Origin of the sequence: Streptomyces sp. NPDC046862, assembly GCF_040704615.1 — a bacterium.
In the GTDB taxonomy this organism is placed as follows: domain Bacteria; phylum Actinomycetota; class Actinomycetes; order Streptomycetales; family Streptomycetaceae; genus Streptomyces.
In genome coordinates this window covers 219552-245797 of the sequence record NZ_JBEYXP010000011.1, presented here as the reverse complement: position 1 = coordinate 245797, position 26246 = coordinate 219552, and the positions used below count along the sequence as shown (strand labels likewise).

Here is a 26246-nt window from a genome sequence, read left to right as displayed (position 1 = left end):
CCTCGCTTTCCCCCCCTGGCCCCCCCCAGCTGGCCCCCCTCTTATCGGCGGGGCGGGGGGGGGCGCCCCCCCCCCCCCCCCGGCGGGGGGGGGGGGGGGGGGGGCCCCCCCCCCCAGGGACAGGATGGGACGGGTAGGGGCGGCGGGGGCGAGGAAACCTGGCTGCCCGGCACCGCCGCCCTAGCGTTCCGTCACCTTGCCGTCAGCCACCTCGAAACGCCGCGTCACCCGTACCGCGTCCAGCATCCGCCGGTCGTGGGTGACGAGCAGCAGCGTGCCCTCGTACGCGTCCAGGGCCGACTCCAGCTGCTCGATGGCGGGGAGGTCGAGGTGGTTCGTGGGCTCGTCGAGGACCAGGAGGTTGACGCCTCGGCCCTGGAGGAGGGCGAGCGCGGCCCGGGTGCGCTCGCCCGGGGACAGGCTCGCCGCCGGGCGCAGCACATGGTCCGACTTCAAGCCGAACTTGGCCAGGAGGGTGCGCACCTCGACCGGTTCGGTCTCCGGCACCGCCGCGCAGAACGCGTCGAGCAGTGACTCGGCGCCGTGGAACAGCCCGCGGGCCTGGTCGACCTCGCCGACCAGGACGCCCGAGCCGAGGGAGCCGTGCCCGGCGTCCAGTGGGACACGGCCCAGCAGGGCACCGAGCAGCGTCGACTTGCCCGCACCGTTCGCACCCGTCACCGCCACCCGGTCCGCCCAGTCGAGCTGGAGGGACACCGGACCGAGCACGAAGCCGCCGCGGCGCACCTCGGCGTCCCGCAGGGTGGCGACGACGGCGCCCGAGCGGGGGGCGGCCGCGATGTTCATCCGCAGCTCCCACTCCTTGCGCGGCTCCTCGACGACGTCGAGCCGCTCGATCATGCGCTGGGTCTGCCGCGCCTTCGCCGCCTGCTTCTCGCTCGCCTCGCTGCGGAACTTGCGGCCGATCTTGTCGTTGTCGTTGCTCGCCTTGCGCCGCGCGTTCTTGACGCCCTTGTCCATCCAGGAGCGCTGCATCTGGGCGCGGTCCTGGAGGGCCCCCTTCTTGTCGGCGTACTCCTCGTAGTCGTCGCGCGCGTGCCGGCGGGCGGTCTCGCGTTCCTCCAGGTAGGCCTCGTAGCCTCCGCCGTAGAGGTTGATCTGTCCTTGCGCGAGGTCGAGTTCGAGGACCTTGGTGACCGTCCGGGCCAGGAACTCGCGGTCGTGGCTGACGACGACGGTGCCCGCGCGCAGCCCGCTCACGAAGCGTTCGAGCCGTTCCAGCCCGTCCAGGTCCAGGTCGTTGGTGGGCTCGTCGAGGAGGAAGACGTCGTAGCGTGACAGCAGGAGGGAGGCGAGCCCCGCCCGCGCGGCCTGGCCGCCCGAGAGGCCCGTCATCAGCTGGTCCAGGCTCACTCCGAGGCCCAGGGTGTCGGCGACCTCCTCCGCCCGCTCGTCGAGGTCCGCGCCGCCGAGCCCGAGCCAGCGCTCCAGGCTCGTCGCGTACGCGTCGTCCGCGCCGGGCGCCCCGTCGACGAGCGCCTGCGTGGCCTCGTCCATGGCGTGCTGGGCCGCGGCGACGCCCGTACGGCGTGCCAGGAACTCGCGCACCGACTCGCCCTCCCGCCGCTCGGGCTCCTGGGGCAGATGCCCCACGGTCGCGGTGGGCGGGGAGAGCCGCAGCTCGCCCTGTTCCGGCGCGAGCAGCCCGGCGAGCATGCGGAGCAGCGTGGACTTGCCCGCCCCGTTGGCGCCGACGAGTCCGATCACGTCACCGGGCGCCACGACGAGGTCGAGTCCGGAGAAGAGCGAGCGGTCGCCGTGGCCGGCGGAGAGGTTCTTGACGACGAGAGTGGCGGTCACAGGGGGCGATCCTAACGACCACGGGACACGCGGTCACAGCGGAGATCCCCCGGAGCCGGGCAGCGCGGCGGACGACGCCGCCCACGCGCCCCCTCAGCGCCCGCCCCTCAGCGCGCCATCGGCTCCACCAGTACGCTGCCCGACGACCGCGCCACGACGAACGACTCGCTTTTCAGGGCCTTCCCGTTCAGTGCGATGCGGTGGCGGCCCGCCGGGAGGATGCCGTCGAAGATCTCGTACGTGTGGGTGCGGTACAGCCGGTCCAGGCGGTACGCGGTCACCTGTACGCGACAGGTGGACGTCACCTCGACGCCCGCCTCGCCGCCGGCGGCGACCAGCCGGGTCAGGCGGCGCCGGTCCGAGGGGCTGCGGTCCAGCGCGTTCTCGATCTGGGCCACGAGCAGCGGGATGATCGGGGCGAGCCCGTCGACGTACGCGACCTCGGCCCCGGCCCTCTCGAACGCCTCCCGTACGGCCGCGCGTTGCTCCTCTGCCACGGCACGGCCGAAGGCCACCGCGCCGTAGGTGCGCAGCTCGTCCGGGGGTACGTGGGTGGCGTCGTGGGTGATCTCCGCACCGATGCCGATGGTGCGCAGGGCCGCCGCGAGCTTGGCGAGGACCGCGACGCGGGCGCCGATGAGCAGCACGCGACGGCGGGCCGAGGGGTCGTCTCCGCTCAGGAGGGACCGCAGCGCGCCGCGGTACTCGGGGCCGTGGAAGCGGAACGGCCCGATGCCGTGGTAGCCGTTCCGCTCCACGTCGGCCGCCTCCTCCGTCTGCCAGGCGAAGTCGCGCCACACGTAGTCGTCGCCGTCCTGCTCTATGACCGCCGTGACGGCCCCGCAGGCGAGGTCCTCGCACTCGGGGCAGCCGTAGATGACGTACCGGCCGTCGGTCAGCGGTGCGTCGGCCTCCAGGAGGAGACTGCGCACCTGGGCGGTGAAGATGGCGGGCGGGACGTCGGAGGCGAGTGGGGAGACGGCGTCGAGGTCGGAGAGCTGGAACAGCAGCGGGCGTCCGTCGACGATGAAGTCGACGAAGTCCCGGTGCACTTGGAAGTCACCGTTGGCGAGGACGCCACCGGCACGCATCGCCGGTGCCAGGCCGAAGGTCGCGAACTCCGCAGACATGGTGTGAGTATCCCCAGACTGGGAGCAATGTGAGCACGGCATGACACATTCCGCATGCGTCTCCCCACGGCGGGGTGCGGGGTCGCGACCCCGGCCGTGGGGAGGGGCGTACGCATGATCGAAGGTGCAGCGGGCGGGGCCGCGGTGGACGCGCCCCGCAGGGGGCGCGGGGCTGTGCCGATATGCGGCTCCGCCGCGTGGGCGCGACCAGCCGCGACGCACCGGCAGCTGCCCGCCGGCCCGCAGTTCCCCTGCCCGCAGCTCACCTGTCCGCAGCGGAGCGGACGCGCTGAGCTCAGTGGTGCTGGTGGCCGATCGGGTCGCCCTCCGTCTCCGTCCCCTGACCGGGGCCGACCCTGATCTCGAAGTCACCGTCGTACTTCTTGTGGCCCTCGATGACGGCGAGTTCGACCGCCTCGGAGGCCATCTCCTCGCGCACCATGACGGGATCCCGGCGCAGGTCGCGCATGAGGGCCACGCACATGCCGATCATCACGAGGACGAAGGGCGCGGCGGCGAGGATCGTGAGGTTCTGCAGTCCGGTGAGCGCGTCACCCTGTCCGCTGCCGACGATCAGCATGATCGCGGCGACGGCTCCGGTGACGACGCCCCAGAACACGACGACGAACCGGCCGGGTTCGAGCGCGCCCTTCTGTGAGAGCGTTCCCATCACGATGGACGCCGCGTCGGCGCCGGACACGAAGAAGATGCCGACCAGGATCATCACGAGCAGGCTGGTGACCGTGGCGATGGGGTAGTCGTGGAGTACGGCGAAGAGCTGGCCCTCGGGGGTGGCCTCGTCACCGAGCCGGCCCTGTGCCTGCTGCTTCATCGCCGTACCGCCGAAGATCGCGAACCAGACGAGGCTGACGGAGCTGGGAACCAGGATCACGCCGCCCACGAACTGGCGGATCGTGCGGCCACGGCTGATGCGGGCGATGAACATGCCGACGAACGGCGTCCAGGAGATCCACCAGGCCCAGTAGAAGACCGTCCAGCTGCCCAGCCAGTCCGCGACGCCCTTGCCGCCGGACGCCTCGGTGCGGCCCGCGAGTTGGGGCAGATCACCGAGGAAGGAGAAGACCGAGGTCGGCAGCAGGTCGAGGATCACGATGGTCGGGCCGGCGACGAACACGAAGACGGCGAGCAGCAGCGCCAGCACCATGTTGGTGTTGGACAGCCACTGGATGCCCTTCTCGACGCCGGACACCGCCGAGGCGACGAATGCCACGGTCAGCACGGCGATGATGGACACCAGGAGTCCGGTGCTCACCTTGTCCATCCAGTTCAGCTCCCGGACGCCGGAGCCGATCTGGAGCGCGCCGAGGCCGAGGGAGGCCGCGGAGCCGAAGATGGTGGCGACGATCGCGAGGATGTCGATGATCCGGCCGCTGGTGCCGTTCGCGTGCTTCTCACCGATCAGCGGGGTGAAGACGGCGCTGATGGTCTGGCGGCGGCGCTTGCGGAACGTGCTGTAGGCGATGCCGAGGCCGACCACCGCGTAGATGGCCCACGGGTGCAGCGTCCAGTGGAAGAGGGTGGTCGCCATCGCCGTCTCCATGCGCTCGCCGGAGCCCTGGGGGTTCGTGCCCGGCGGGGGCGTGGTGTAGTGCGAGAGCGGCTCGCTGACGCCGTAGAACATCAGGCCGATGCCCATGCCCGCGCTGAACATCATCGCGACCCAGGACACCGTGCGGAACTCGGGCTTCTCCCCTTCCGCGCCCAGGTGGATGCGGCCGTATCTGCTGGCCGCGAGCCAGAGGGCGAACACCACGAAGCCCGAAGCGGTCAGCATGAAGGCCCAGCCGCCGTTGTGGAGCAGGCCGCCCAGCAGATTCTTCGACACGGTCTCGAGCGAGTCGGTCCAGACGGCGCCCCAGAGGACGAAGGCCAGGGTGAGCGCTGCCGTCACGCCGAAGACGATCCAGTCCGTCTGCGGCCGTCCGCCACCCTGGAGACCCTCTTCCGAGCCGGGAAGCGCGGGTGGCTCGTGAGGGATGTGCGTGCGGTGTTGATCATGCGTCACAGGCGGAACCTTTCCCCGAATGGCTGGAACAGGGCACTCCTTCCCGGAAAGCGCTACAGCATGTGACGCCGACCTCAACTTTTCAACAGTCCGTGTCGGGCTCCCCGACCGTCAGCCGGTACGGCGCCCGTTCGTCCAGCAGCAGCGGGACGAGGGCGCGCAACGACTGCCGCAGGGGAACGAGCGCGCCGTCGCCGTCGTGGCGCACGCGTACGCCGTGCAGGGCGAGTTCGTCCTTCACCTCCGCGTACTGCGCGCCGGTGAGCCGGTAGCCGCAGGGCGGGTCCTGGATCACCTCGGCCGGTTCGGCCGGATCGTTGTCGGCGCCGCCGACGTAGATGGGGCCGGTGTCCCGGTAGCCGGCGGCGCGGGCCGCCGCGGTGGCCGCGTCGACGCGCGCGCCGCGTTCGCCCGCGAAACCGAACAGGCCCTTCAGCGCGGCGAGTTGGGAGTTGACGCGGCGCCGGTTGTTGGCGGACTCCGCCGTCCCGTCCGTCAGTGGCTCCACGCGGCTCTCGATGAGCAGTCCGACCGCGTGCTTCACGCCGGACATGTTGCGCAGGATGCGTTCCTGTCCGTCGCCCGCGACCTGCTTGATCGGCTCGCCGGTGACGGGGTCGGTCCAGATGCCGTACGTACCGGTGGTGTACCCGGCGGCCTGCGCGGCGGGCCGTACGTAGGCCGCCGACAGCGTCTCGGCCTCCTCGTGGACGGTCGCGTCGGTGTTGAGGTTGCGCGGCCAGAGGTCGAAGAGGTCCTTGTCGTAGTACTGAGGTGTGGCGCCGTACTCGTGCAGGTCGTAGACGACGTCGGGCTCGCGGTCGCGGATGACGGCGGCCATGGCGCGCGCCTCGGCCGTCTTCAGCGACAGGTGGTCGCGGTTGATGTCGACGCCGTCGCTGTTGCCGCGTGTGTCGGCGGCCCGGCCGTCGGGGTTGGCGGTGGGCACGACCAGCAGAGTGGTGCGTTTCAGGAACGCCTTGGTCGCCTTGTCCTTCGCGTACGCGAAGTTCCGGACCGTGGACAGACATGCCTCGCGTCCTGAGGGTTCGTCGCCGTGCTGGCTGCAGATCAGGAGCACGGTGCGGGTCGTGGGCCGGGTGCCGATGCGGACGAGTCGCAGCGGGCGGTCCTGCTTGGTGGTGCCGACGCGGGCGACCGACACGCGGTCGCTCGCCCGGTCGACGGCGGCCAGGAACTCCTGCTCCTCCGGCTGGCTGGTCCAGCGCGCGCCGCCGGTCTGCTCGAATCCGGTGCGCGGTGGGGTGTCGGTGGCTGGGGCCGCGTGCGCCGGGGCCGCCTGTGCCGGGGTCGACAGCAGGGGTGCGGTCAGGGCCGCGGTCAGGGCCGCGGCGATCACCGCGGCCGTGCAGGGCTGCCGGAGGTGTCGCGTACGGGTGTTCATTCGGCTCCCGGGATGCGGTGGGCGGTGCGCGGGTCGTGGACGCCGTCGAGGACGGGCGCGTCCGGAGCGGCGGTGGACGTGGCGGCGCTGGACGTGGCGGCTGCCCCCTTCGTCGCGTTCGCGAACGCGTCGGCGCCGCCGACCAGCGGCACGCGCGCGGACGTACGGGACAGGTCGAGCTTCAGCGTGGGCGTGGACGACGGAGGGTCGATGAGGTTCTGGTCGGTGCCCGCGACGATCAGGGCGAGTCGGTGGCCCTTCGGGATCACGTGGTCACCGGCGTGAAGGTCGAGCGTGATCGTGTACCGCTTGCCCGGGGTCAGCGGGGCGCCCGCCTGGTCCGAGGCGTGGTTGCCCAGATCGGCCCAGCCACGGCTGAAGATCGTGTAGTCGACGTCGGCCGTCTTCGCCCGTGTCTCCTTGAAGCAGGAGCTGTCCCCCGGGGTGCTCGAACCCCAGCAGGTGCGGTCGGTGAGCGTGGTGATGCCCTCCGCCGGGTCGGCGTAGTCGCGGATGGTGTCGGGGCCCAGATCCACCAGGACCGCCGAGAGATGGGCCGTTGAGGTCGTGGGCGTCGCGGAGACGGTCACCTTGGACGAACCGGACAGTCTCAGCGCCTTGGTGAGGGGCTTGGTGACGAAGCCGGCCTTGTCGGGGGTCGACTGGTCGATCCGGGCCGCCCAGTCCGTCTCGCTGTGTGACGGGTCGTCGGTGAAGGTCTCGCTGCCCGAGCCGCGCCGCAGACCGAGGGTGCCGACACCGGCCTGGGCGCCCTTGTCCGGGCGCAGGTTCACGGTGCTGGTGCTCCGGGGCGGCCACACGTTCGACGTCACCCAGGTGTCGGGGTGCCGCTCGATGTCGGCCATGGGCTCGCCGTCGACGCCGTTGTCGTAGCCGAGGAGTTCGTGGTCGAACCAGCGGTGCAGGGTGTCCACCCAGGCGGCCCGCCGGAAGTCGAACGGGTCGACGTGCCCCGTCTGCGAGATCCAGATCTTGCGCTCGACGCCGTTCTTCGCGAGGGCGTCCCACCACTGGCCGAAGTGCTTGGACCTGACGTTGAGGTCCTGCTGGCCGTGTACGACGAAGACGCTGGCCTTCACCTTCCCGGCGTCCTTGACGTAGTCGCGCTCGGTCCACAGCGGAGTCCAGTCGCCGGTGCGGGGCGCCCCGTCGACGAGTTTCTGCTGGACCGCCGCGCACTTGGCGCGGGCGTCGGCGCTCTCCACGTAGTCGGACAGCCATTCGGGGCCGGAGTCGTAGAGCGGGGCGCCCTTGGCGAAGTAGTAGTCGTACCAGGAGGAGATGGCGCTGATCGGGACGATGGTCCTCAGCCCCTTGACGCCGGTGGCGGCGACGCCGTTGGCGATGGTGCCGTCGTAGCTCTTGCCGATCATGCCGGTCCGGCCGTTGGTCCAGGTCGCCTCGGCGCGGCTGGTGCCGGTGCGGGTCGTGTAGCCCTTGGCACGCCCGTTGAGCCAGTCGACGACCGCCTTCGCGGACTGGATGTCGGAGCGGCCGCCGACATCGACGCAGCCGTCGGAGCGGTTGGTGCCGGCGAGGTCGACCCCGACGAAGGCGTAGCCGCGGGGCACGAAGTAGTTGTCGTAGAAGAGCGGCATCTGGACGATGTCGCCGTTCGCGTCGTACGTCTTCTTCTGGCTCTCGTTGCCGCGCCCGCAGCAGGAGTAGTACGGGCTGGCGTCCATGATCACGGGTATCTTGCGGCCCTGCCGGGCGAGTTCCCGGGGCCGGACGATGTCGACGGCGACGCGGTCATGCGTGCCGTCGCCGTCGCCGTCGAGCCCGGTGTCCACCCATACGGACTCGCGGACGGCGTTCTCGTAGGAGTAGACGGGCTTGCTCTCCTGAGTCGCGGGTGCGGGTGCGCTGTGGGCGGCCGCCGGGGTCAGGAAGGCGGCCATCAGGGCGGCCGTGGCCGCCGTCGCGAGCGATCTCCAGTTCGTGAAGCGCCTGCGGCGCGCAGGTAGGGGCATGCGCGGACGGTACTGCCGTCAACTCCCGTGCAAAAGAGGGCCCATTGGGGCATGGGGGGGGTTCGATCGGAGTGTCGGCCAGAGGGTGGCTTGAAAGGTGCGTCGAAAAGGGTAACTCATATCGGCCGAATGGCGATCGTGTGACACGAGGGGCGATGGACACGTCAGAGCCCACAGGTGATGAATAGGCTCCGGACAGACTTCGTGACCCTACGACTTGGAGTCCCACGTGCACCGCAGACTGATCGCACCGGGTGCGCTCGCCGTCTCCCTGCTGCTGGCGATCCCGGCTTCGGCGGCCGACTACGAGCCCGGCGCGCCGGGGATCGGCGACCCCTACTACCCGGCGTACGGCAACGGCGGCTACGACGTCTCGCACTACGACCTCCGGCTCACCTACCAGCCGGCGACGGACAGGCTGGAGGGCACCGCGACCCTCCTCGCCCGGACGACACAGGACCTGTCCCGCTTCAACCTCGACTTCGTGCTGGATGTCAGTGAGGTGCGCGTCAACGGCACCCGGGCGTCCTTCGCCACGTCCGGCCAGCACGAGCTGGAGATCACCCCGAAGACGCCCCTGCCCAAGGGCACGCCCGTCACGATCGTGGTGCGCTACAGCGGGGTGCCGTCGTCGAAGCAGGCGTACGGCTTCACCAGCTGGCACCGCACTCCGGACGGAGGGGTCGCCGCGAACGAGCCCGAGGCGGCCTGGTGGTGGTTCCCCAGCAATGACCACCCGCTCGACAAGGCCACGTACGACGTGTCCGTCGCCGTGCCCGACGGCTCCCAGGCGATCTCCAACGGCACGCTGCAGTCGGCGACTTCACGCGCCGGCTGGACCCGCTACAGCTGGCGGTCCAACAAGCCGCAGGCCACGTATCTCGCCACACTCGCGGTCGGCAGGTTCGACCTCACGACCGGACGCACAGAGAGCGGAATTCCGGTCATCAACGCCTACAGCAAGGACCTCGGCGACAACGCCGGCGCGGCCCGCGCGAGCATCGAGCGCACGGGTGAGATCGCCGACTGGCTGGCCGAGTACTTCGGGCCGTACCCCTACAACGCGCTCGGCGGCTACGTGCCCAACGTGACCACCGGGTACGCGCTGGAGACCCAGACCCGGCCGTTCTACAGCCCGAGGCAGTTCGCGAACGGGTCCAACGTGTCCGTGGTCGTCCACGAACTGGCCCACCAGTGGTACGGCGACCTGGTGTCCGTCGCCGGGTGGAAGGACATCTGGATCAACGAGGGCTTCGCCCGCTACGCGCAGTGGCTGTGGTCCGAGCACGAGGGCGAGGGGACGGCCCAGGAACTCGCCGACTACGTGTACGCCTCGCACCCCGCCGACGACGCCTTCTGGAAGGTCCGGCCCGGAGACCCGGGGCCGGAGAACCAGTTCGACATCGCCGTGTACGACCGGGGTGCGCTGGCTCTCCAGGCGCTGCGGAACGAGATCGGTGACGAGGCGTTCTTCGCGATCCTCAAGGGGTGGCCGGCGAAGTACGCCTACGGCAACGCGACGGTCGCGGACTTCCGGGCATACGCCGAACAGGTGTCCGGGCGGTCGCTGGAGGGCCTGTTCGACACATGGCTGTACCAGCCGTCGAAGCCGGGGGCGCCTGCGGCGCGTGGTGCGGGGGTCGCTTCGCGGAGCGGGGCCGTCAAGGCGCCCAAGTCGTGGAAGAGGATCGCGGCGACGAACTCCGTGCACGATCACTGAGTGGATGTCGGGGACGGGGGTGTGTTGGGGGACGGGGGTGTGTTGGGGGGCTGTCGGCAGTCGCGACGATGCAGGTCGGCTGTGGTTGCTCGCGCAGTTCCCCGCGCCCCTTACGGGGCGCGGTTGTCCGCCTGGACTCCGACCGGTTCGCCCAGTACCCGGCTCGCCAGTTCCGAGGCCAACTCCGATGCGTACACACGGAGTTCGGCCTCGGCCGTGGCACGGTCCGATGTGATGCGGACTTGCGCCTCGGCGAGGAGGGCGTCGCGTTCGCGTTGTGCGTCCGCGCGGGCCGCGGCGATCAGGGCGGTGCCCTCCTGGTGTGCCCGCAGACGGGTGCGGGCGGCGTCGTGGCGGGCCTCCGCGAGCACGGCGGCCGACTCGGCGCGTTTCCGCTCCGCCTGCTCACGCACCTCGGCGGCCCGTCTCTCGGTTCCCTTGGTCGCGTCCTCGCGGGCTTCGAGGGTGCGGTTGATACGGGGGAGCAGCCGGGAGATGGCGAGGTGAACGAGGGCGAACAGCGCCAGCGCCACGAGCAGGTGCTCGACTCTCGGGTTCAACGGGCCGATGGGGAACGGGATTAGGTCCATACCCGTGCCTTACCCAAGTCGTGCGCAGGAGCATCGCGTGTACGGGGCTTCTTCGTCGCGGAGGGGGAGGTGATCGCCCCCGGGGCTCCGCCCAGGACCCCGTTCCAAGGCCAAAAGGCTCGCGGGGAACTGAGCGGTTTTCAGGGGCGCGGGGAACTGCGCGACCAGCCACCCCCAACCCGCACCAACCCACCCACCCCAAGCACCCACTCCCCGGGGGCATGGGGGCGCAGCCCCCGGGGATGGGACGGGTACGGGCGGCGGGGGCGAAGAAAACCGGGCCACCCCTCAGCCGTCCCCGAACCGCTCCCCCCTCTCCGCCTTCTCCACCAGCAACGCCGGCGGAGCGAACCGCTCCCCGTACCGCTCGGCGAGCTCCCGTGCACGGGCGACGAACCCGGGCAGGCCCCCCTCGTAGCCGTTGATGTACTGGAGCACCCCACCGGTCCAGCCGGGGAACCCGATCCCCAGGATCGAGCCGATGTTGGCGTCGGCGACGGACGTCAGGACGCCCTCCTCCAGCAGCCGGACGGTGTCCAGCGCCTCGGAGAAGAGCATGCGCTCCTGCATGTCCTCGAACGGGATCGCGTACCCCGGCTGGGTGAAGTGCTCCCGCAGGCCGGGCCACAGCTTGCCGCGCCTGCCGTCCGGACCGTAGTCGTAGAAGCCCGCTGCTCCCCCGCGACCGGTGCGCCCGAACTCGTCGACCATCCGGTCGATGACGGCCTCAGCCGGGTGAGCGGCCCAGCTTCCGCCCGCCTCCTCCACGGCCCGCTTCGTCTCGCTGCGGATCTTGCGCGGAAGAGTGAGCGTCAGCTCGTCCATCAGCGAGAGGACCTTCGCCGGATAGCCCGCCTGACCCGCCGCCTGCTCGATCGACGCCGGCTCGATGCCCTCCCCGACCATCGCGACGCCCTCGTTGATGAAGTGCCCGATCACCCGGGAGGTGAAGAAGCCGCGCGAGTCGTTGACGACGATCGGGGTCTTGTTGATCTGCCGGACGAGGTCGAAGGCACGGGCCAGCGCCTCCTCCCCGGTCCGCTGCCCCTTGATGATCTCGACCAGGGGCATCTTGTCGACGGGTGAGAAGAAGTGCAGGCCGATGAAGTCGTCCTGTCGCTCCACGCCCTCCGCCAGCGCGGTGATCGGCAGCGTGGAGGTGTTGGAGCACAGCAGGGCGTCCGGCGCGACGACGTTCTCGATCTCCTGGAACACCTTGTGCTTGAGCGCGGGGTCCTCGAACACGGCCTCGATGACGGCGTCACAGCCCGCGAGGTCGGTGGGGTCGGCGGTCGGCGTGATGCGGGCGAGCAGCGCGTCGGCCTTCTCCTGGGTCGTACGCCCCCTGGTGACCGCCTTGGCGCAGAGCTTCTCCGAGTAGTTCCTGCCTTTCTCCGCGGCCTCCACCGACACGTCCTTGAGGACGACCTCGATGCCCACGCGGGCGCACGAGTAGGCGATGCCGGCGCCCATCATCCCGGCGCCGAGCACGGCCACCTTGCGCACCCGGCGGGGCTCGATGCCCTGAGGGCGGTTGGCACCGGAGTTGACGGCCTGGAGGTCGAAGAAGAACGCCTGGATCATGTTCTTGGCGGTCTGCCCGGTGACCAGCTCGGTGAAGTAGCGGGCCTCGATGATCTGCGCGGTCTCGAGGTCGACCTGGGAGCCCTCGACGGCCGCCGCGAGGATGTTGCGCGGCGCCGGGTAGGGCGCGCCGTTCAGTTGCTTCTTGAGGTTGGCGGGGAACGCGGGCAGGTTCGCCGCGAACTTCGGGTTGGCCGGGGTGCCGCCGGGGATCCTGTAGCCCGGCTTGTCCCAGGGCTGCTGCGACTCGGGGTTCGCGTCGATGAAGGCACGGGCCTTGGCGAGCATCTCCGCGGGAGTGGCGGCCACCTCGTGGACGAGGCCGCCTTCGAGGGCGCGCCGCGGGCTGTACTGGGTGCCCTGGAGGAGCACCTTCAGCAGGGCGTCCGCGATGCCCATCAGCCGTACGGTGCGGGTGACGCCGCCCGCCGCCGGGAGAAGGCCCAGGGTGACCTCGGGGAGGCCGATCTTGGAGCCGGGCGCGTCGAGGGCGATGCGGTGGTGGCTGGCGAGGGCGATCTCGTAGCCGCCGCCGAGGGCCGCGCCGTTGATGGCCGCGACCACCGGCTTGCCGAGCTTCTCGATGCGGCGTAGGGCGTTCTTGATCTCCATACCGGTGTCGAACACGTGCTGGGCGTGTTCCGGGCCCGCCTGGACCATGTCCTTGAGGTCGCCGCCCGCGAAGAAGGTCTTCTTGGCGGACGAGTAGATGATCCCGCGGATCGAGTCCTTCTCCGCCTCCGCCCGGTCGGCGATGGCCTTGATGGAGGCCCTGAAGGCCTGGTTCATGGTGTTGGCGGACTGGTTGGGGTCGTCGAGGACGAGGGTGACGACGCCGGTGTCGTCCTGCTCCCAGCGGATGGTGGTGCTCTCGGTCATGACAAGTTCTCCGTCGCGGTCGTGCGGTCGGGTCGGTCCGCTGGTGGTTACAGGCGCTCGATGATCGTGGCGATGCCCATGCCGCCGCCGACGCACAGCGTGGCCAGGCCGTAGCGCTTGTCCTGGCGCTCCAGTTCGTCCGTGAGGGTGCCCAGGATCATCGCCCCTGTCGCCCCGAGCGGATGGCCCAGCGCGATCGCGCCCCCGTTGACGTTGACCTTGTCCAGCGAGATCCCCATGTCCTTGACGAAGCGGAGCACCACGGCCGCGAAGGCCTCGTTGATCTCGACGAGGTCGATGTCGTCGATGGTCAGCCCGGCCTTGGCGAGCGCCTTGCGGGTGGCCGGCGCCGGACCGGTGAGCATGATGGTGGGCTCCGAGCCGGAGACGGCCGCCGACACGATCCGCGCGCGCGGCGTCAGGCCGTGGCGTTCGCCGACCTCCTTGGAGCCGATCGCGACGAGCGCCGCGCCGTCCACGATGCCGGAGGAGTTGCCCGCGTGGTGGACGTGGTCGATCTCCTCCACCCAGTGGTACTGCTGCAGCGCCACCGCGTCGAAGCCGCCCAGGTCCCCGATGTCCGCGAAGGACGGCTTGAGCCCGGCGAGCGAGTCGGCGGTGGTGCCGGGACGCATGTGCTCGTCGTGGTCGAGGACCACCAGGCCACTGCGGTCCCTCACCGGGACCACGGCCCGGTCGAACCGGCCGTCCTTCCAGGCCGCCGCCGCCCGCTCCTGGGACAGCGCCGCGTACTCGTCGACGTCCCGCCGTGAGAAGCCCTCGATCGTGGCGATGAGGTCCGCGCCGATGCCCTGGGGTACGAAGTTGACGGCCAGGTTGGTCATCGGGTCGTTGAACCAGGCGCCCCCGTCGGAGGCCATCGGCACCCGCGACATCGACTCGACGCCGCCCGCGAGCACCAGGTCCTCCCAGCCCGAACGGACCTTCGTGGCGGCCATGTTGACGGCTTCGAGCCCCGAGGCACAGAAGCGGTTCTCCTGGACGCCGGCCACCGTGTCCGGCAGCCCCGCGGCGACCGCGGCGGTGCGGGCGATGTCGGAGCCCTGGTCACCGACGGGTCCGACGACACCGAGCACGATGTCGTCGATCGCGGCCGGGTCGAGGCCGGGCAGGCGCCGCCGGACCTCGTGGATCAGCGTGGTCACCAGGTCGATGGGCTTGGTGCCGTGCAGGGCACCGCTCGCCTTGCCGCGGCCGCGCGGGGTGCGGATCGCTTCGTACACGTACGCTTCTGTGCTCACTGGTCAGGCCTTTCGAAGGGGCAAGAGGCGGGAAGCCCGGGCGGCGGGGAGGACGGGCCCGGAAGACGATGGAACGGCGTCAGCCGTCGTCCTTCAGGAGACCGGATATGTCCCAGTCCCGGGCCACGGCCGCGGTGTCGGCGCCCGGCTGGGCGGGTCCGCTCCGTACGGACGTGTGGGTCCTGGAGAAGCGCGGTGCGGGAGCGGGCTGGGTGATGCCGCCGAAGTCGGTGAAGGTGCCGCGCGCGGCGAGGTGCGGATGGTGCGGCGCCTCGCGCAGCGAGAGGACCGGGGCCACGCAGGCGTCGGAGCCCTCGAAGACGGCCGTCCACTCCTCGCGCGTACGGGACTTGAAGCGGGCCGCGACCGTTTCGCGCAGCTCACCCCAGCGTGCCACGTCCTTGCGGGCGGGGGCCTGCTCCCTGATGCCGAGCAGGTCCACGAACTCCTCGTAGAACTGCTGCTCCAGGGCTCCGACGGCCATGTACTGGCCGTCGGCCGTCTCGTACGTCCCGTAGAAGGGGCAGCCTCCGTCGAGGAGGTTGGCGGCGCGCCGGTCCTGCCAGCGGCCGGCGGCGAGCATGCCGTGGATCATCGTGGCCAGGTGCGCGGTGCCGTCCACGATGGCCGCGTCCACGACCTGTCCGGTGCCCGTCGCGCGCGCGTGGTGCAGGGCGGCGAGAACGCCGACGACGAGGTAGAGCGAGCCGCCCGCGTAGTCGCCGACGAGGTTGGCGGGGATGGCGGGGGGCTCGTCCGGACTGCCGATCATGCCGAGGGTGCCGGTCGGTGCGATGTACGCGATGTCGTGTCCGGCGCGATGGGCGAGCGGGCCCTGCTGGCCCCAGCCGGTCATGCGGCCGTAGACGAGCCGTGGGTTGCGCGCGTGGCAGGTCTCGGGGCCGACACCGAGGCGCTCGGCGACGCCGGGGCGGTAGCCCTCGATGAGGATGTCCGCGCGGTCCACCAGGTCGAGGACGAGGGCCGGGCCGCCCTCGCCCTTGAGGTCGACGATCACCGACCTCTTGTTGCGGTTGGTGACGTCGTACTCGGGGTCGACGGCGAGTCCGGTGCCGCCGGGCCGGTCCACGCGGACCACGTCGGCTCCGAGGTCGGCGAGGAGCATGGCGGCGAAGGGCCCGGGCCCGATGCCGGCGAGTTCGACCACGCGCACGCCGGCGAGCGGGCCGTGCCCGGTCGTCTCTGCGTCTGCCATCCGGCCCCCTGCGTGTCCCGCTGGTGTGACATCAGCGATGCTAAGAACGTGTTCCAGTGGGCACAAGACCTGGGCGAGCAAGCGCTTAGTTTTGTGCCTGAGGTGAAGTTACCCGAGGCGGGGTGACCGCCGGCGGGTCCACGCCCGTACCCCCGTATCGGCCTTCGGCCTCGTCCTCAAACGCCGGACAGGCTGTTATGTGTCCGGCTCCGCTATCAGAGGGACGCGTACCCAGCCGGCCCTGCCGAGGCCGTAGGCCGCGGGCTCGGCGCCCGGGCAGGTCACCCTTCTTGTTGACCTTCGCGACCGACTCGCTCCACGGGAACTCCTGGACCGCGCCGGGCAGGCCGAAGGCGAACGCGCGCACCTGCTGCCACTTCTTCAGGGCGTTCCTGGGCACGGCCATGGTCACACCTCCAGGTCCCGCTCGTTCGGCTGCTCGTACCTCACGCTAGCCTCAGCCACCGACAACGGCGCGCAGGCGACGGCTGAGGGGTGCCATGGGCAGGCGGGACAGGGCGGATCGCACGTACGACATCGTGCTCTTCGGGGCGACGGGATTCGTCGGTGAGCTCACCGCGGAGTACCTCGCCGCGCACGCGCCCGAGGGGCTGCGGTGGGCGGTCGCGGGTCGCGACGCAGGGAAGCTGGAACGGCTGCGGGAGCGCCTGCCCGGCGGCTCCACGATCGGGGTGCTGCGGGCGGACGCCGGGGACGCCGAGTCGATGCGCGAACTCGCCGGGCACGCGCGCGTGGTGGCCACCACGGTCGGCCCGTACCTGACGTACGGCGAGGAACTGGTGGCCGCCTGCGCCGACGCCGGCACGGACTACGCGGACCTCAGCGGGGAGCCCGAGTTCGTGGACCTGATGTACGTGCGGCACGACGCACGCGCGCGGGAGACCCGTGCGCGGCTCGTGCACGCCTGCGGTTTCGACTCGGTCCCGCACGACCTGGGGGCGTACTTCACCGTGGCGCAGCTCCCGGAGGGCGTGCCGATCACGGTGGACGGATTCGTGCGCTCCGACGCGATGTTCTCGGGCGGCACGTTCGCCTCCGCGCTGAACCAGTTCTCGCGCGGGCGGCAGATGGTGACCGCGGCGCGGGACCGGCGGCGGCACGAGCCGCGCACGCCGGGGCGGCGGGCGCACGCGCCGGTGAGTGCGCCGCGGTTCGCCAAGGAGGTCGGCGCGTGGGCGGTGCCGCTGCCCACGATCGACGGTCAGGTGGTGCGGCGTTCGGCACGCGAGCTGGGGCGGTACGGGCCCGACTTCCGCTACCACCACTACGCGGCCGTGCGGAGTCTGCCGTTCGCCGTGGGCGGTGCCGCCGCCGTCGGCGCGCTGGTCGCGGCGGCCCAGCTGCCGCCGGCGCGGCGCTGGATGTCGGCGCGGATCAGGCCGGGTGAGGGGCCGAGCGCCGAGAAGCGGGCGAAGAGCTGGTTCTCCGTGCGGTTCGTGGGCGAGGGCGGTGGCCGCCGGGTGTTCACGGAGGTCGCGGGCGGCGACCCCGGCTACGACGAGACGGCGAAGATGCTCGCCGAGTCGGCGCTGAGCCTCGCCGTCGACGAGCTGCCGGACGCGGCCGGGCAGGTCACCACGGCGGTCGCGATGGGCGACGCGCTGATCGGGCGGCTGCGCCGGGCGGGGATCACGTTCCGGGTGGCGGCCAGCCGGTAGATCCGGTGGTGGCCAGCCGGTAGATCCGGGCCGGCCGGTTCAGGAGGACCAGCCGGTGACCGTGTAGATCATGCCGCCGATCCAGGCGACTCCGGCGATCACGGCGAGGATCAGGGCCGCCATCACGGCGCGCTCGACGGGCTGGGTCGGGCTGGTGGCGGGCTTGGTGGCGCGGTGTGTCGTCATGGGCCACAGCCTGCCGATCATGACAGCGCCCTCACATCCGTACAGGTACTCAGATCCGGTACTCAGACAAGCCGATCACCTTCCCGGGGAGGTCGCCTCTTTGAGGGCCCGCCGGCACAGGGAGTCCGCCCGCCGGGTGGACTCGGGGATGCGGTAGTCGGGGGTGAGCGCGAGCGTGTGCGCGCACGCGGTGTCGAGGCTCACCCGGTGGCCGACCGAGACGAACACCGGCTTGACGCCGTCACGGGTGCGCAGGGCACGGCCCACCTCCTCGGAGCCGGCGCGCAGCGGGGACACGCTCCCGCGCGCGGCGCCGGGATCGTCGTACGTGAAGGTGAAGGGATTCTTGGCCACGCCGATCGTGGGGTGCCCGGTGAGGACGCCGAGGTGGCTGGCGAGGCCGAAGCGGCGCGGGTGGGCGAGCCCGTACCCGTCGCACACGACGAGCCCCGGCGCGCAGGGCAGCGCGTCGAGGGCCGCGAGCACGGTGGGGATCTCCCGGAAGGCGAGCAGGCCGGGCACGTACGGGAAGGAGACCTGTCCGACGGCGGTGGCCTCGGCGACGACGTCGAGGGTGGCGGCGTCCAGCACGACGGCCGCCGCCGCGACCACGTCCCGCCCGTCGTCGTAGGCGACGTCCACGCCGGTCACCCGGCCGGTGCCGGGCGCCGGCCCGTCCTCGTCGAGCACCACCCGGTCCCGCAACTCGTCCTGCACGGCACGGGCCTGCTCTTCGGTGGCGGGCCAGCCCGCCGGGATGCGCACGGTCGTCATGGTGGTGCCGAGCCTACGGTCCGGCGACCAGTTGTCGCCGAGGCCGGTCACTTGTCGGCGAGGGCCCGCCGCGGCTCGCTCTTGTTCCACCGTGTCGCCGCGTCGCCCGCGCCCAGGTCAGCGCTCCAGGCGTGCCACACGGCCCTGTTCGCCGGCTGCCCAGCAGCCCCGGTCGGGGGCGCAGTCCACGGTGTCGTACGAACCGGTGTCCACCGTCCGCCAGGTGCGCCCGCCGTTCGTGGTGAGGTCGGTGCCGGCCGGGCCGACGGCGAGCGCCGTGCCGCGGCTGTGCGGGAGCCAGGTGACGCCGGAGCGATAGGCGGGCGGTGGCTCGGTGGCGGGCGTCCAGGTGCGGCCGCGGTCGCCGGTGGTGGCCGCCGCCCGGGGTGAGGCCTGGTCGGGGCGGTAGTCGCCGCCGACAGCGATGCCGTGCGTACGGTCGCGGAAGGCGAGTGCGAAGACGCCCCGGGCCGGATCGCCCGCCGGGATCGGGGAGTCGGTGGCCGTCCAGGTCAGTCCCCGGTCGGAGGAGTGCAGCACGCGCGCGCGTGCGGCCCCGCCCGTGGCCAGCCACACGTCGCGCGGCCCGGAGCTGACGAGGCACTGGCCGCTCGCCGCGAAGCCCGCCTCGCCCTCCAGGGCCGCCGGCATGCCGGCACTGGGCAGCACCGTCCAGGAGCGCCCGCCGTCGCGCGTCGACAGGATGCGGAATCTGCCGTCCACCGGGTCGCTCATGGCCAGCCCGTGCCGCCGGTCGAAGAAGGTGAGGCAGTCGTAGAAGGCCTTGGGGTCGGTGTTGCGGAAGGACTCCGTCCAGGTGGCGCCGCCGTCCTCGGTACGGAACACGCGGGACGCCTCGCCCTCGCCGATGGCCAGCACGACGGCCCTGCGTGCGTCGAACGCCTCGATGTCGCGGAACTGCAACTCTCCCGCGCCGGGCGGCGAGACGTTCCGCCAGCTCGCCCCGCCGTCGGTGGTGCGCAGCACGGTGCCCTTGGTCCCGGCCAGCCAGGCGGCATCGTGACCGACCGCCGCCAGACCACGGAAGCGGACGTCCGGCGCACCCGTGGCCTTGAGCTCCCAGTGCGGCGGCCCGGGTGTCGCGTGGGCCTGCGCCGCCGCGGTCAGCGTGGCGACGAGCCCCGCCGCGCACAGTCCCACGAGCGCCCTTCGGCCGGCCCGCTTCCCCGAAAACCTCATGTTCCCCACGAGTCCCATGGCGGGCGAAGCTAGCCCACCGTCCCGGTGACGTCCAGATGCCCTCCGGCGGGAACCGCGCGGCGTGTTCGGGTGTCCTCTCCGATATCCCGGGGACCACGGGATGAGAAATGGATCACCAACAGACATCACAGTGAATGTTCTCGGTGACAGAGGTCACTCGACTTTCATGTGCACGGATTGGCTCAATCCAGCGTCTCTTCAAGTGCCCTGCCACATACACCCGGAGTCCGTCCGCCCGTCACGAGGGAGCAAGGCGTTGTCCACCGTCATCGAGCAGCCCGTTGAGGCCCGTCTCGTCGCCGCCGCGCCGCGGATGCCGAGCATTCCCGCCACGCTCCGCTACGACCGGCAAGACCCCTTCGCCGTCCGTATGACGTTCCCGGCCCCGGCCACCCTGGAGGGCGTGGAGGTCTGCTGGACCTTCGCCCGCGAACTGCTCGTGTCCGGCCTGGAGGAGCCGGTCGGCCGCGGCGACGTCCGGGTGCGGCCGTACGGCTACGAGCGGCTGGTCATGGAGTTCCACGCTCCCGAGGGCACCGCGGTGGTGCACATCCGGTCGGCCGAAGTGCGGGGCTTCCTGGACCGTACGACCGACCTGGTGCCCCTCGGCCTCGAACACCTCCAGGTCGACCTGGACCACGACCTCGCGGAGCTGATGCGCGACGCCTGCTGAGCGGGGCGGCTTCAGGTGACGGCGGCTGCTGCCGTGAGCAGCGCCGCGCGCATCTCCTGGAGCACCTTCGGCAGGGCCGGGGCCGCCGTTCCGGCCCGCTCCGACAGAGCCTCGATCCGCTCCTTGTGACGGTCCGGATGGTGACGGTCCGGATCCTCGCCGGTGAACAGGGTGGACAGCCCGGCGGAGGCGGCTAGCGCGACCAGGGCCGCGTCGTCCCCGGGCACCTCCGCCACCGGGACCGGCCCCTCCAGGATCCGCCGGGCCTCCTCGTGCAGGGCGCGCACCAGGGGCACGCCCTCCAGTTCGTACTCCACGGTCGGGAAGACGCCGAGCGCGCGCCGCTTGACCACGCGCAGACGGCCGTCGGCGGCGAGCCGGGCGCGCACGGCGTCGAGAGTGACGCGGGCCCGCAGCGTGACCCAGGTCTGCCAGGTGCGTGGCCGGGACTCCTCGACGAGTTCCAGCAGACCGTCGAGAACCGGGTCGCCGGTGCGGGCGTCGGGGTCGACCGGCGTGGCGATGCCGTCGTCGTCGGTGAGCAGCCCCCGCCGGGCCAGTTCGACGAGGGCACCGGCGCGGACCAGGCGAGGCAGGTGGGACTCGCCGGTGATCCCCGTCCTCGTGGTGTCCCAGGCCAGCAGGTAGAGCCGGGCGGGCAGCGACAGCGAGCCGTTGGGCACGGGGTGTCCTCCTCGGGGTGGGGCGGGGCTCAGGTTAATCCGTTGACAGCCCTCGAACCCCCTCCGTACCGTCATACGCGGTCCTGTTGCCGTCGATTGGAGAAGGACGTTGCTCGTCTGAGGTCCTGAGACACCGCGTCACACACCGTTCCGTCGTGTGTGTGCGCAGCGTGCGACCTCGGCGTTTGAGCCGTCCTCCGGCACGGGGCTTTCTCATGCACTCCATGCACCCCCTGCCTCCCCGGCTGTCGTGCCTCCCTCGCCCGCTTCCGCCTCGCGGTGTCTCTCACGCGTTTGCCACCGACCACCCCCCAGCATCCGCGAGGCCACCATGTCTGCTTCCATCACCTGCACCGCCCTTTCCTTCTCCTGGCCCGACGGCACCCCCGTCCTCGACGACCTGCAGATCGCGTTCGGCTCCGGCCGCAGCGGGCTCGTCGGCATCAACGGGTCAGGCAAATCAACCTTGTTGAAGCTGATCGCCGGGGAGCTCACCCCGGCCGATGGCACCGTTCGCGTGGCGGGCGAGGTCGGCTACCTGCCGCAGAACGTCACGCTCGACACCGGCCTCAGGGTCGACCAGGCCCTCGGCATCGCCGCCGTCCGCGCCGCGCTGCACGCCATCGAGGCGGGCGACGTGGCCGAGGAGCACTTCGCGACGGTCGGCGACGACTGGGACGTGGAGGAGCGCGCACTCGCCACTCTCGGCGAGCTCGGGCTCGGCCACATCGACCTGGACCGCACGATCGGCGAGGTCTCGGGCGGCGAGTCGGTGCTCCTGCGCCTGGCCGCGCTGCTGCTGCGCCGGCCGGACGTGCTCCTGCTGGACGAGCCGACCAACAACCTCGACGTGTACGCGCGCCGCCGTCTGTACGACGCCGTGGCGTCCTGGTCCGGGGTGATGGTCGTGGTCAGCCACGACCGCGAACTCCTCGAACTGGTCGACCAGATCGCCGACCTGCGTTCCGGGGAGGTCACCTGGTACGGCGGCCCCTACTCGGCGTACGAGGAGGCGCTCGAAACCGAGCAGGAGGCGGCGGAGCGGATGGTGCGGGTCGCCGAGGCCGACGTGAAGAAGCAGAAGCGAGACTTGGTCGACGCCCAGGTCAAGATGGCCCGGCGCAGGCGGTACGGCCAGAAGATGTTCGAGCAGAAGCGTGAGCCCAAGATCGTCATGGGGGCACGCAAACGGGCCGCCCAGGTCTCCTCGGGAAAGCACCGCATCATGCACGAGGAGAAGCTCGCCGACGCCAAGGAGCGGCTCGACGGCGCGGTGGAGGCCGTCAGGGACGACGACGAGATCCGCGTCGACCTGCCGTACACGGCCGTGCCCCCGGGCCGTACCGTCCTCACGGTCATGGACCTGGAGCTGAAGTACGGCGCGCGTGTCGGCGGTGTCCTCGATCTGCGCGGGCCCGAGCGGGTCGCGCTCGTCGGGCGCAACGGCTCGGGCAAGACCACGCTGCTGCGCACCATCGCGGGCGAGCTGGAACCGGTGGCGGGCGAGACGACGGCGCACGTCCCGCTGCGCTTCCTGCCGCAGCGGCTCGACGTGCTCGACGGTGATCTGACGGTCGCGGAGAACGTGGCCCGGTTCGCGCCGGGCGCCACCAACAACCATGTCCGGGCGCGCCTGGCCCGCTTCCTGTTCAAGGGGGCGCGGGCCGACCAGTCGGCCGCCACGCTCTCCGGCGGCGAACGCTTCCGGGCGGCGCTGGCCGCGCTGATGCTGGCGGAGCCCGCGCCGCAGCTGCTGATGCTGGACGAGCCGACGAACAACCTGGACATGGCGAGCGTGCGGCAGCTCACCACGGCCCTGGAGTCGTACGAGGGCGCGCTGGTCGTGGCCAGTCACGACCTGCCGTTCCTGGAGTCGATCGGGATCACCCGCTGGCTGCTGATGGAGGAGGGAGAGCTGAAGGAAATCACGCCAGAAGCTGTCGGGTATCCCGCCTAGCGTCGGATGCATGCCCGCATTCATCACTGCCGCCGGAGCCCCGTCCGTCACCACTGCCGGAGCCCCGTTCATCACCCTCACCGGGGCCCGGGAGAACAACCTCAAGGACGTCTGTCTCCGTATCCCGAAAGGCCGGCTGACCGTGTTCACCGGCCTGTCGGGGTCGGGGAAGTCGTCCGTCGTCTTCGACACGATCGCCGTCGAGTCGCAGCGGCAACTCAACGAGACGTTCACGTGGTTCGTGCGCAACCGGCTGCCCAAGTACGAGCGGCCGCACGCCGACGCCATCGAGGACCTCTCCCCCGCGATCGTCGTCGACCAGCGGCCGGTCGGGGGACACTCCCGGTCCACGGTCGGCACCATGACCGACATCCACTCGGTGATGCGGGTGCTGTTCTCGCGGCACGGCACGCCCAGCGCGGGCCCGGCGACCGCGTACTCGTTCAACGACCCGTCCGGCATGTGCCCAGGGTGCGACGGGCTCGGGCGGGCGGTCCGGCCCGACTGGGACCGCATGCTCGACCCGGCCCGGTCCCTGGCGGACGGAGCGATCCTGTTCCCGCCGTTCGCCGCCGGGACCTGGCAGGGGCAGGGCTACACGAACACCCCCGAACTGGACCCGGACAAGCCGGTGGGTGAGTTCACCGACGCCGAGCGGGAGTTCCTCCTGCACGGCGCACCCGGCAGCAGGGTCGAGGTCACCGGCTCCGGCGGCACGTGGAGCACCGACTACGAGGGGCTCGCCGACCGTTTCGAGCGGCTGTACCTCAAGCGGGACCTGTCGGGCCTGAGCCAGAAGACCCGCGACCTCGTGCAACGCTTCCTCGTCGAGGACACCTGCCCGGTGTGCCACGGCGCCCGCCTCAACGCGGCGGCGCTCGCCACGCGGGTGGGCGGCCTGTCCATCGCCGACTGCGCCCGTATGCAGGTCACCGATCTCATCGGCGTGCTCAGGGAGATCGACGACCCGGTGGCCGGTCCGATCGCCTCGGCCGCCGTCACCGCGCTGGAGCGGATCGACGCCATCGGCCTCGGCTACCTCAGTCTCGACCGGGAGACGTCCACGCTGTCGGGCGGGGAGGGGCAACGGCTGAAGACGGTACGGCACCTGGGGTCGAGCCTGACGGGGATGACGTACGTCTTCGACGAGCCGAGCGTCGGACTGCACCCGCGGGACGTGGGCCGCCTCGGTGATCTGCTGCTGCGGCTGCGGGACAAGGGGAACACCGTGCTGGTCGTCGAACACGACCGGGACGTCATCGCCCTCGCCGACCACGTCGTGGACATGGGTCCGGGCGCGGGTGCCGACGGCGGGAGGGTCGTCTTCGCGGGCACTCCGGACGAGCTGGCCGCCGCGGACACCCGGACCGGGCGCTGTCTGCGCCGCCGTACGAGGATCAAGGCGGAGCCCCGGCGGCCGGCCGGCGGGCTGTGGGTGAAGGGCGCGAGCCTGCACAACCTGCGCGACGTGACCGTGGAGTTCCCGACCGGGGTGCTCACGGTCGTCACCGGGGTCGCCGGGTCCGGGAAGAGCTCGCTGGTGTCCGGGGCGTTCGTGGCGGCGCATCCGCAGGCCGTGGTCGTCGACCAGTCGGCGGTCGGCATCTCGGCGCGCTCGACGCCGGCGACGTATCTGGGCGTCATGGACACCGTGCGGAAGGTCTTCGCACGGGAGACGGGCGCGGACGCCGGGCTGTTCAGCTTCAACTCGTCGGGCGCGTGCGGGGCCTGTCAGGGGCGCGGGATCATCCACACCGACCTGGCGTTCATGGACCCGGTGACCACGACGTGCCACGACTGCGAGGGGCGCCGCTTCAAGGAGGAGGTTCTGCGGCTGACCGTGGACGGCCGCTCCGTCGCCGACGTCCTGGACATGACGGCCGGTCAGGCGCTGGACGTCCTCGCCGACTCGGGCGTACAACGACGGCTGCGCGCCCTGCGGGACGTGGGACTGACCTACCTCACGCTCGGGCAGCCGCTGTCCACGCTGTCCGGCGGCGAGCGGCAACGCATCAAGCTCGCGACCCGGCTCCACCGGACAGGCGCGGTGTACGTCCTCGACGAACCGACGACCGGGCTGCACATGGCGGACGTCGACGGTCTGCTCGCGCTGCTGGACCGGCTGGTCGACGGGGGCAACACGGTCGTGGTCGTCGAGCACAACCTTGACGTGGTGGCGCACGCCGACTGGATCGTCGATCTGGGGCCGGGCGGAGGCCGGGACGGCGGCAGGGTGATCTTCGAGGGGACGCCCGGACGGCTGCTGGACGCACACGACTCCTTCACAGCCGAGCACTTGCGGCGGGCCGCGGCCTGAGCGTGCGTGACCTCGGCGGACATCCGCTTGTTACCGGAGGGTTTTGTTCGCGCGGACCGGGGCTGCATGATGGACGGCATCCCGATGGGCACACCCCCGAGAACGCCCTGCCCGAGAACGCCCGAGACGGAGATCCGCCGTGCCCAGCAAGAAGGCCCTCATCCGCCGCCCCAGCCCCAAACTGGCCGACGGGCTGGTCACCCACATCGAACGCGAGAAGGTCGACGTCGATCTCGCGGTCGAGCAGTGGGAGGCCTACGCGGAGGCGTTGCGCGCGCACGACTGGGAGACCGTCGAGGTGGAACCCGCCGACGACTGCCCGGACTCGGTGTTCGTCGAGGACACGGTCGTGATGTTCCGCAACGTCGCGCTGATCGGCAGGTCCGGGGCGGAGTCCCGGCGCGGCGAGTCCCTCGGCGTGGAGGAGGCGGTGGCCGGGCTCGGCTGCTCGGTGAACTGGATCTGGGCGCCGGGCACCCTCGACGGCGGTGACGTCCTGAAGATCGGTGACACGGTCTTCGTGGGCCGCGGCGGGCGCACCAACGCGGCCGGGGTCCAGCAGGTCAGGGCCGCGTTCGAGCCGCTCGGGGCGCGGGTGGTGGCCGTGCCGGTGAGCAAGGTGCTGCACCTGAAGTCGGCGGTGACCGCGCTGCCCGACGGCACGGTCGTCGGGCACATCCCCAAGATGGACAGCCCCTCGTTGTTCCCGAGCTTCCTGCACGTGCCGGAGGAGTCCGGCGCCCATGTGGTGCTGCTCGGCGGCGACAAGCTGCTCATGGCGGCGAGCGCGCCGAAGACGGCGGCCCTGTACGAGGATCTCGGGTACGAGCCCGTCGTCGTGGACATCAGCGAGTTCGAGAAGCTGGAGGGCTGTGTGACATGCCTCTCGGTGCGGCTGCGGGAGCTGTACGCCTGACCGGGTGAGCACGTCGCCCGTCCGGTCCCGGGACCTGCGAGTCTGCTGGGCTGTCGGCGTACCGGTGACACCCAGGGGCACTGCGGGAACACCCGCTGAACAGGGCTCTTTACAGCGCTTTTAACCTACGGTTTCGTAACCTACGGATTCGTAGCCTACGATTCCGTAGGTTGGGTCACTCGCTCGTGACCGCGCACGATCTTCTCGTCCCCC

General features: G+C 71.3%; 19 protein-coding genes and 1 pseudogene. 6 read left to right on the top strand and 14 right to left on the bottom strand.

Annotated elements, in window-relative coordinates; all coding sequences use genetic code 11:
• Nucleotides 1-180: 180 nt before the first annotated feature.
• The 5 genes from AB0959_RS15230 to AB0959_RS15210 form a co-directional block, all read right to left on the bottom strand.
• Complete coding sequence (locus tag AB0959_RS15230; protein ID WP_366826866.1) at nucleotides 181-1821, bottom strand: ABC-F family ATP-binding cassette domain-containing protein; 1641 nt, start codon at nucleotides 1819-1821, stop codon at nucleotides 181-183.
• Between the two features lie 107 nt (nucleotides 1822-1928).
• Entirely contained in the window at nucleotides 1929-2951 is a 1023-nt protein-coding gene (locus tag AB0959_RS15225) for an oxidoreductase (RefSeq protein WP_366826865.1), read from the bottom strand.
• Nucleotides 2952-3246: 295 nt separating this feature from the next.
• Complete coding sequence (locus AB0959_RS15220; RefSeq protein ID WP_366826864.1) at nucleotides 3247-4977, bottom strand: BCCT family transporter; 1731 nt, start codon at nucleotides 4975-4977, stop codon at nucleotides 3247-3249.
• Between the two features lie 82 nt (nucleotides 4978-5059).
• Nucleotides 5060-6382 (bottom strand): M14 family metallocarboxypeptidase, encoded by a 1323-nt coding sequence (locus AB0959_RS15215; RefSeq protein WP_366826863.1) that lies wholly within the window; start codon nucleotides 6380-6382, stop codon nucleotides 5060-5062.
• Nucleotides 6379-8376, bottom strand: a complete 1998-nt coding sequence (locus AB0959_RS15210) for a Xaa-Pro dipeptidyl-peptidase (RefSeq protein WP_366826862.1) — start codon at nucleotides 8374-8376, stop codon at nucleotides 6379-6381. Before AB0959_RS15210 ends, AB0959_RS15215 begins: the two co-directional genes overlap by 4 nt.
• Nucleotides 8377-8605: 229 nt before the next feature.
• Between AB0959_RS15210 and AB0959_RS15205 the strand changes: the two genes are divergently transcribed.
• On the top strand, nucleotides 8606-10096 hold the full coding sequence (locus tag AB0959_RS15205) for a M1 family metallopeptidase (RefSeq protein ID WP_366826861.1): 1491 nt from the start codon (nucleotides 8606-8608) through the stop codon (nucleotides 10094-10096).
• A gap of 110 nt (nucleotides 10097-10206) precedes the next feature.
• On the opposite strand, the gene AB0959_RS15200 is transcribed toward AB0959_RS15205, so the two are convergent.
• The 5 genes and pseudogenes from AB0959_RS15200 to AB0959_RS15180 all read right to left on the bottom strand — a co-directional run.
• Nucleotides 10207-10656: an ATP synthase F0 subunit B gene (locus AB0959_RS15200; protein ID WP_366826860.1), complete on the bottom strand. Its 450-nt coding sequence runs from the start codon at nucleotides 10654-10656 to the stop codon at nucleotides 10207-10209.
• Between the two features lie 318 nt (nucleotides 10657-10974).
• On the bottom strand, nucleotides 10975-13149 hold the full coding sequence (locus tag AB0959_RS15195; RefSeq protein WP_366826859.1) for a 3-hydroxyacyl-CoA dehydrogenase NAD-binding domain-containing protein: 2175 nt from the start codon (nucleotides 13147-13149) through the stop codon (nucleotides 10975-10977).
• Nucleotides 13150-13196: 47 nt separating this feature from the next.
• Nucleotides 13197-14411, bottom strand: coding sequence for an acetyl-CoA C-acetyltransferase (locus tag AB0959_RS15190; RefSeq protein WP_366826858.1), 1215 nt, complete (start codon nucleotides 14409-14411; stop codon nucleotides 13197-13199).
• A 79-nt stretch (nucleotides 14412-14490) separates the two neighbouring features.
• The gene (locus AB0959_RS15185) at nucleotides 14491-15627 is read right to left on the bottom strand and encodes a CaiB/BaiF CoA-transferase family protein (protein WP_366826857.1); all 1137 of its coding nucleotides are present in this window, start codon (nucleotides 15625-15627) and stop codon (nucleotides 14491-14493) included.
• 216 nt (nucleotides 15628-15843) lie between these two features.
• Nucleotides 15844-16033, bottom strand: a pseudogene (locus AB0959_RS15180) (MmcQ/YjbR family DNA-binding protein); the annotation flags it as partial.
• Between the two features lie 94 nt (nucleotides 16034-16127).
• Here AB0959_RS15180 and AB0959_RS15175 point away from each other — a divergent pair.
• On the top strand, nucleotides 16128-17306 hold the full coding sequence (locus tag AB0959_RS15175; protein WP_366826856.1) for a saccharopine dehydrogenase NADP-binding domain-containing protein: 1179 nt from the start codon (nucleotides 16128-16130) through the stop codon (nucleotides 17304-17306).
• Nucleotides 17307-17345: 39 nt separating this feature from the next.
• On the opposite strand, the gene AB0959_RS15170 is transcribed toward AB0959_RS15175, so the two are convergent.
• From AB0959_RS15170 to AB0959_RS15160, 3 genes are all read right to left on the bottom strand, one after another.
• Nucleotides 17346-17492 carry a hypothetical protein gene (locus AB0959_RS15170; RefSeq protein ID WP_366826855.1) on the bottom strand — a complete coding sequence of 49 codons (147 nt, stop codon included), beginning with the start codon at nucleotides 17490-17492 and terminating at the stop codon, nucleotides 17346-17348.
• A gap of 75 nt (nucleotides 17493-17567) precedes the next feature.
• A complete protein-coding gene (locus tag AB0959_RS15165) occupies nucleotides 17568-18266 on the bottom strand; it encodes an endonuclease V (protein WP_366826854.1) in 699 nt (232 codons plus the stop codon).
• A 117-nt stretch (nucleotides 18267-18383) separates the two neighbouring features.
• Nucleotides 18384-19484 (bottom strand): oxidoreductase, encoded by a 1101-nt coding sequence (locus AB0959_RS15160; RefSeq protein WP_366826853.1) that lies wholly within the window; start codon nucleotides 19482-19484, stop codon nucleotides 18384-18386.
• A gap of 259 nt (nucleotides 19485-19743) precedes the next feature.
• On the opposite strand from AB0959_RS15160, the gene AB0959_RS15155 reads away from it, so the two are divergent.
• Nucleotides 19744-20160, top strand: coding sequence for an SsgA family sporulation/cell division regulator (locus AB0959_RS15155; protein WP_366826852.1), 417 nt, complete (start codon nucleotides 19744-19746; stop codon nucleotides 20158-20160).
• A gap of 11 nt (nucleotides 20161-20171) precedes the next feature.
• Here the strand turns inward: AB0959_RS15155 and AB0959_RS15150 are convergent, their stop codons facing one another.
• On the bottom strand, nucleotides 20172-20843 hold the full coding sequence (locus tag AB0959_RS15150) for a GPP34 family phosphoprotein (protein WP_366826851.1): 672 nt from the start codon (nucleotides 20841-20843) through the stop codon (nucleotides 20172-20174).
• A gap of 331 nt (nucleotides 20844-21174) precedes the next feature.
• Between AB0959_RS15150 and AB0959_RS15145 the strand changes: the two genes are divergently transcribed.
• From AB0959_RS15145 to ddaH, 3 genes are all read left to right on the top strand, one after another.
• Nucleotides 21175-22800 carry an ABC-F family ATP-binding cassette domain-containing protein gene (locus tag AB0959_RS15145; protein ID WP_366826850.1) on the top strand — a complete coding sequence of 542 codons (1626 nt, stop codon included), beginning with the start codon at nucleotides 21175-21177 and terminating at the stop codon, nucleotides 22798-22800.
• A 10-nt stretch (nucleotides 22801-22810) separates the two neighbouring features.
• Nucleotides 22811-25117, top strand: coding sequence for an excinuclease ABC subunit UvrA (locus tag AB0959_RS15140; RefSeq protein ID WP_366826849.1), 2307 nt, complete (start codon nucleotides 22811-22813; stop codon nucleotides 25115-25117).
• Nucleotides 25118-25256: 139 nt separating this feature from the next.
• Nucleotides 25257-26033, top strand: coding sequence for a dimethylargininase (gene ddaH / locus AB0959_RS15135; protein WP_366826848.1), 777 nt, complete (start codon nucleotides 25257-25259; stop codon nucleotides 26031-26033).
• Nucleotides 26034-26246: the final 213 nt, after the last annotated feature.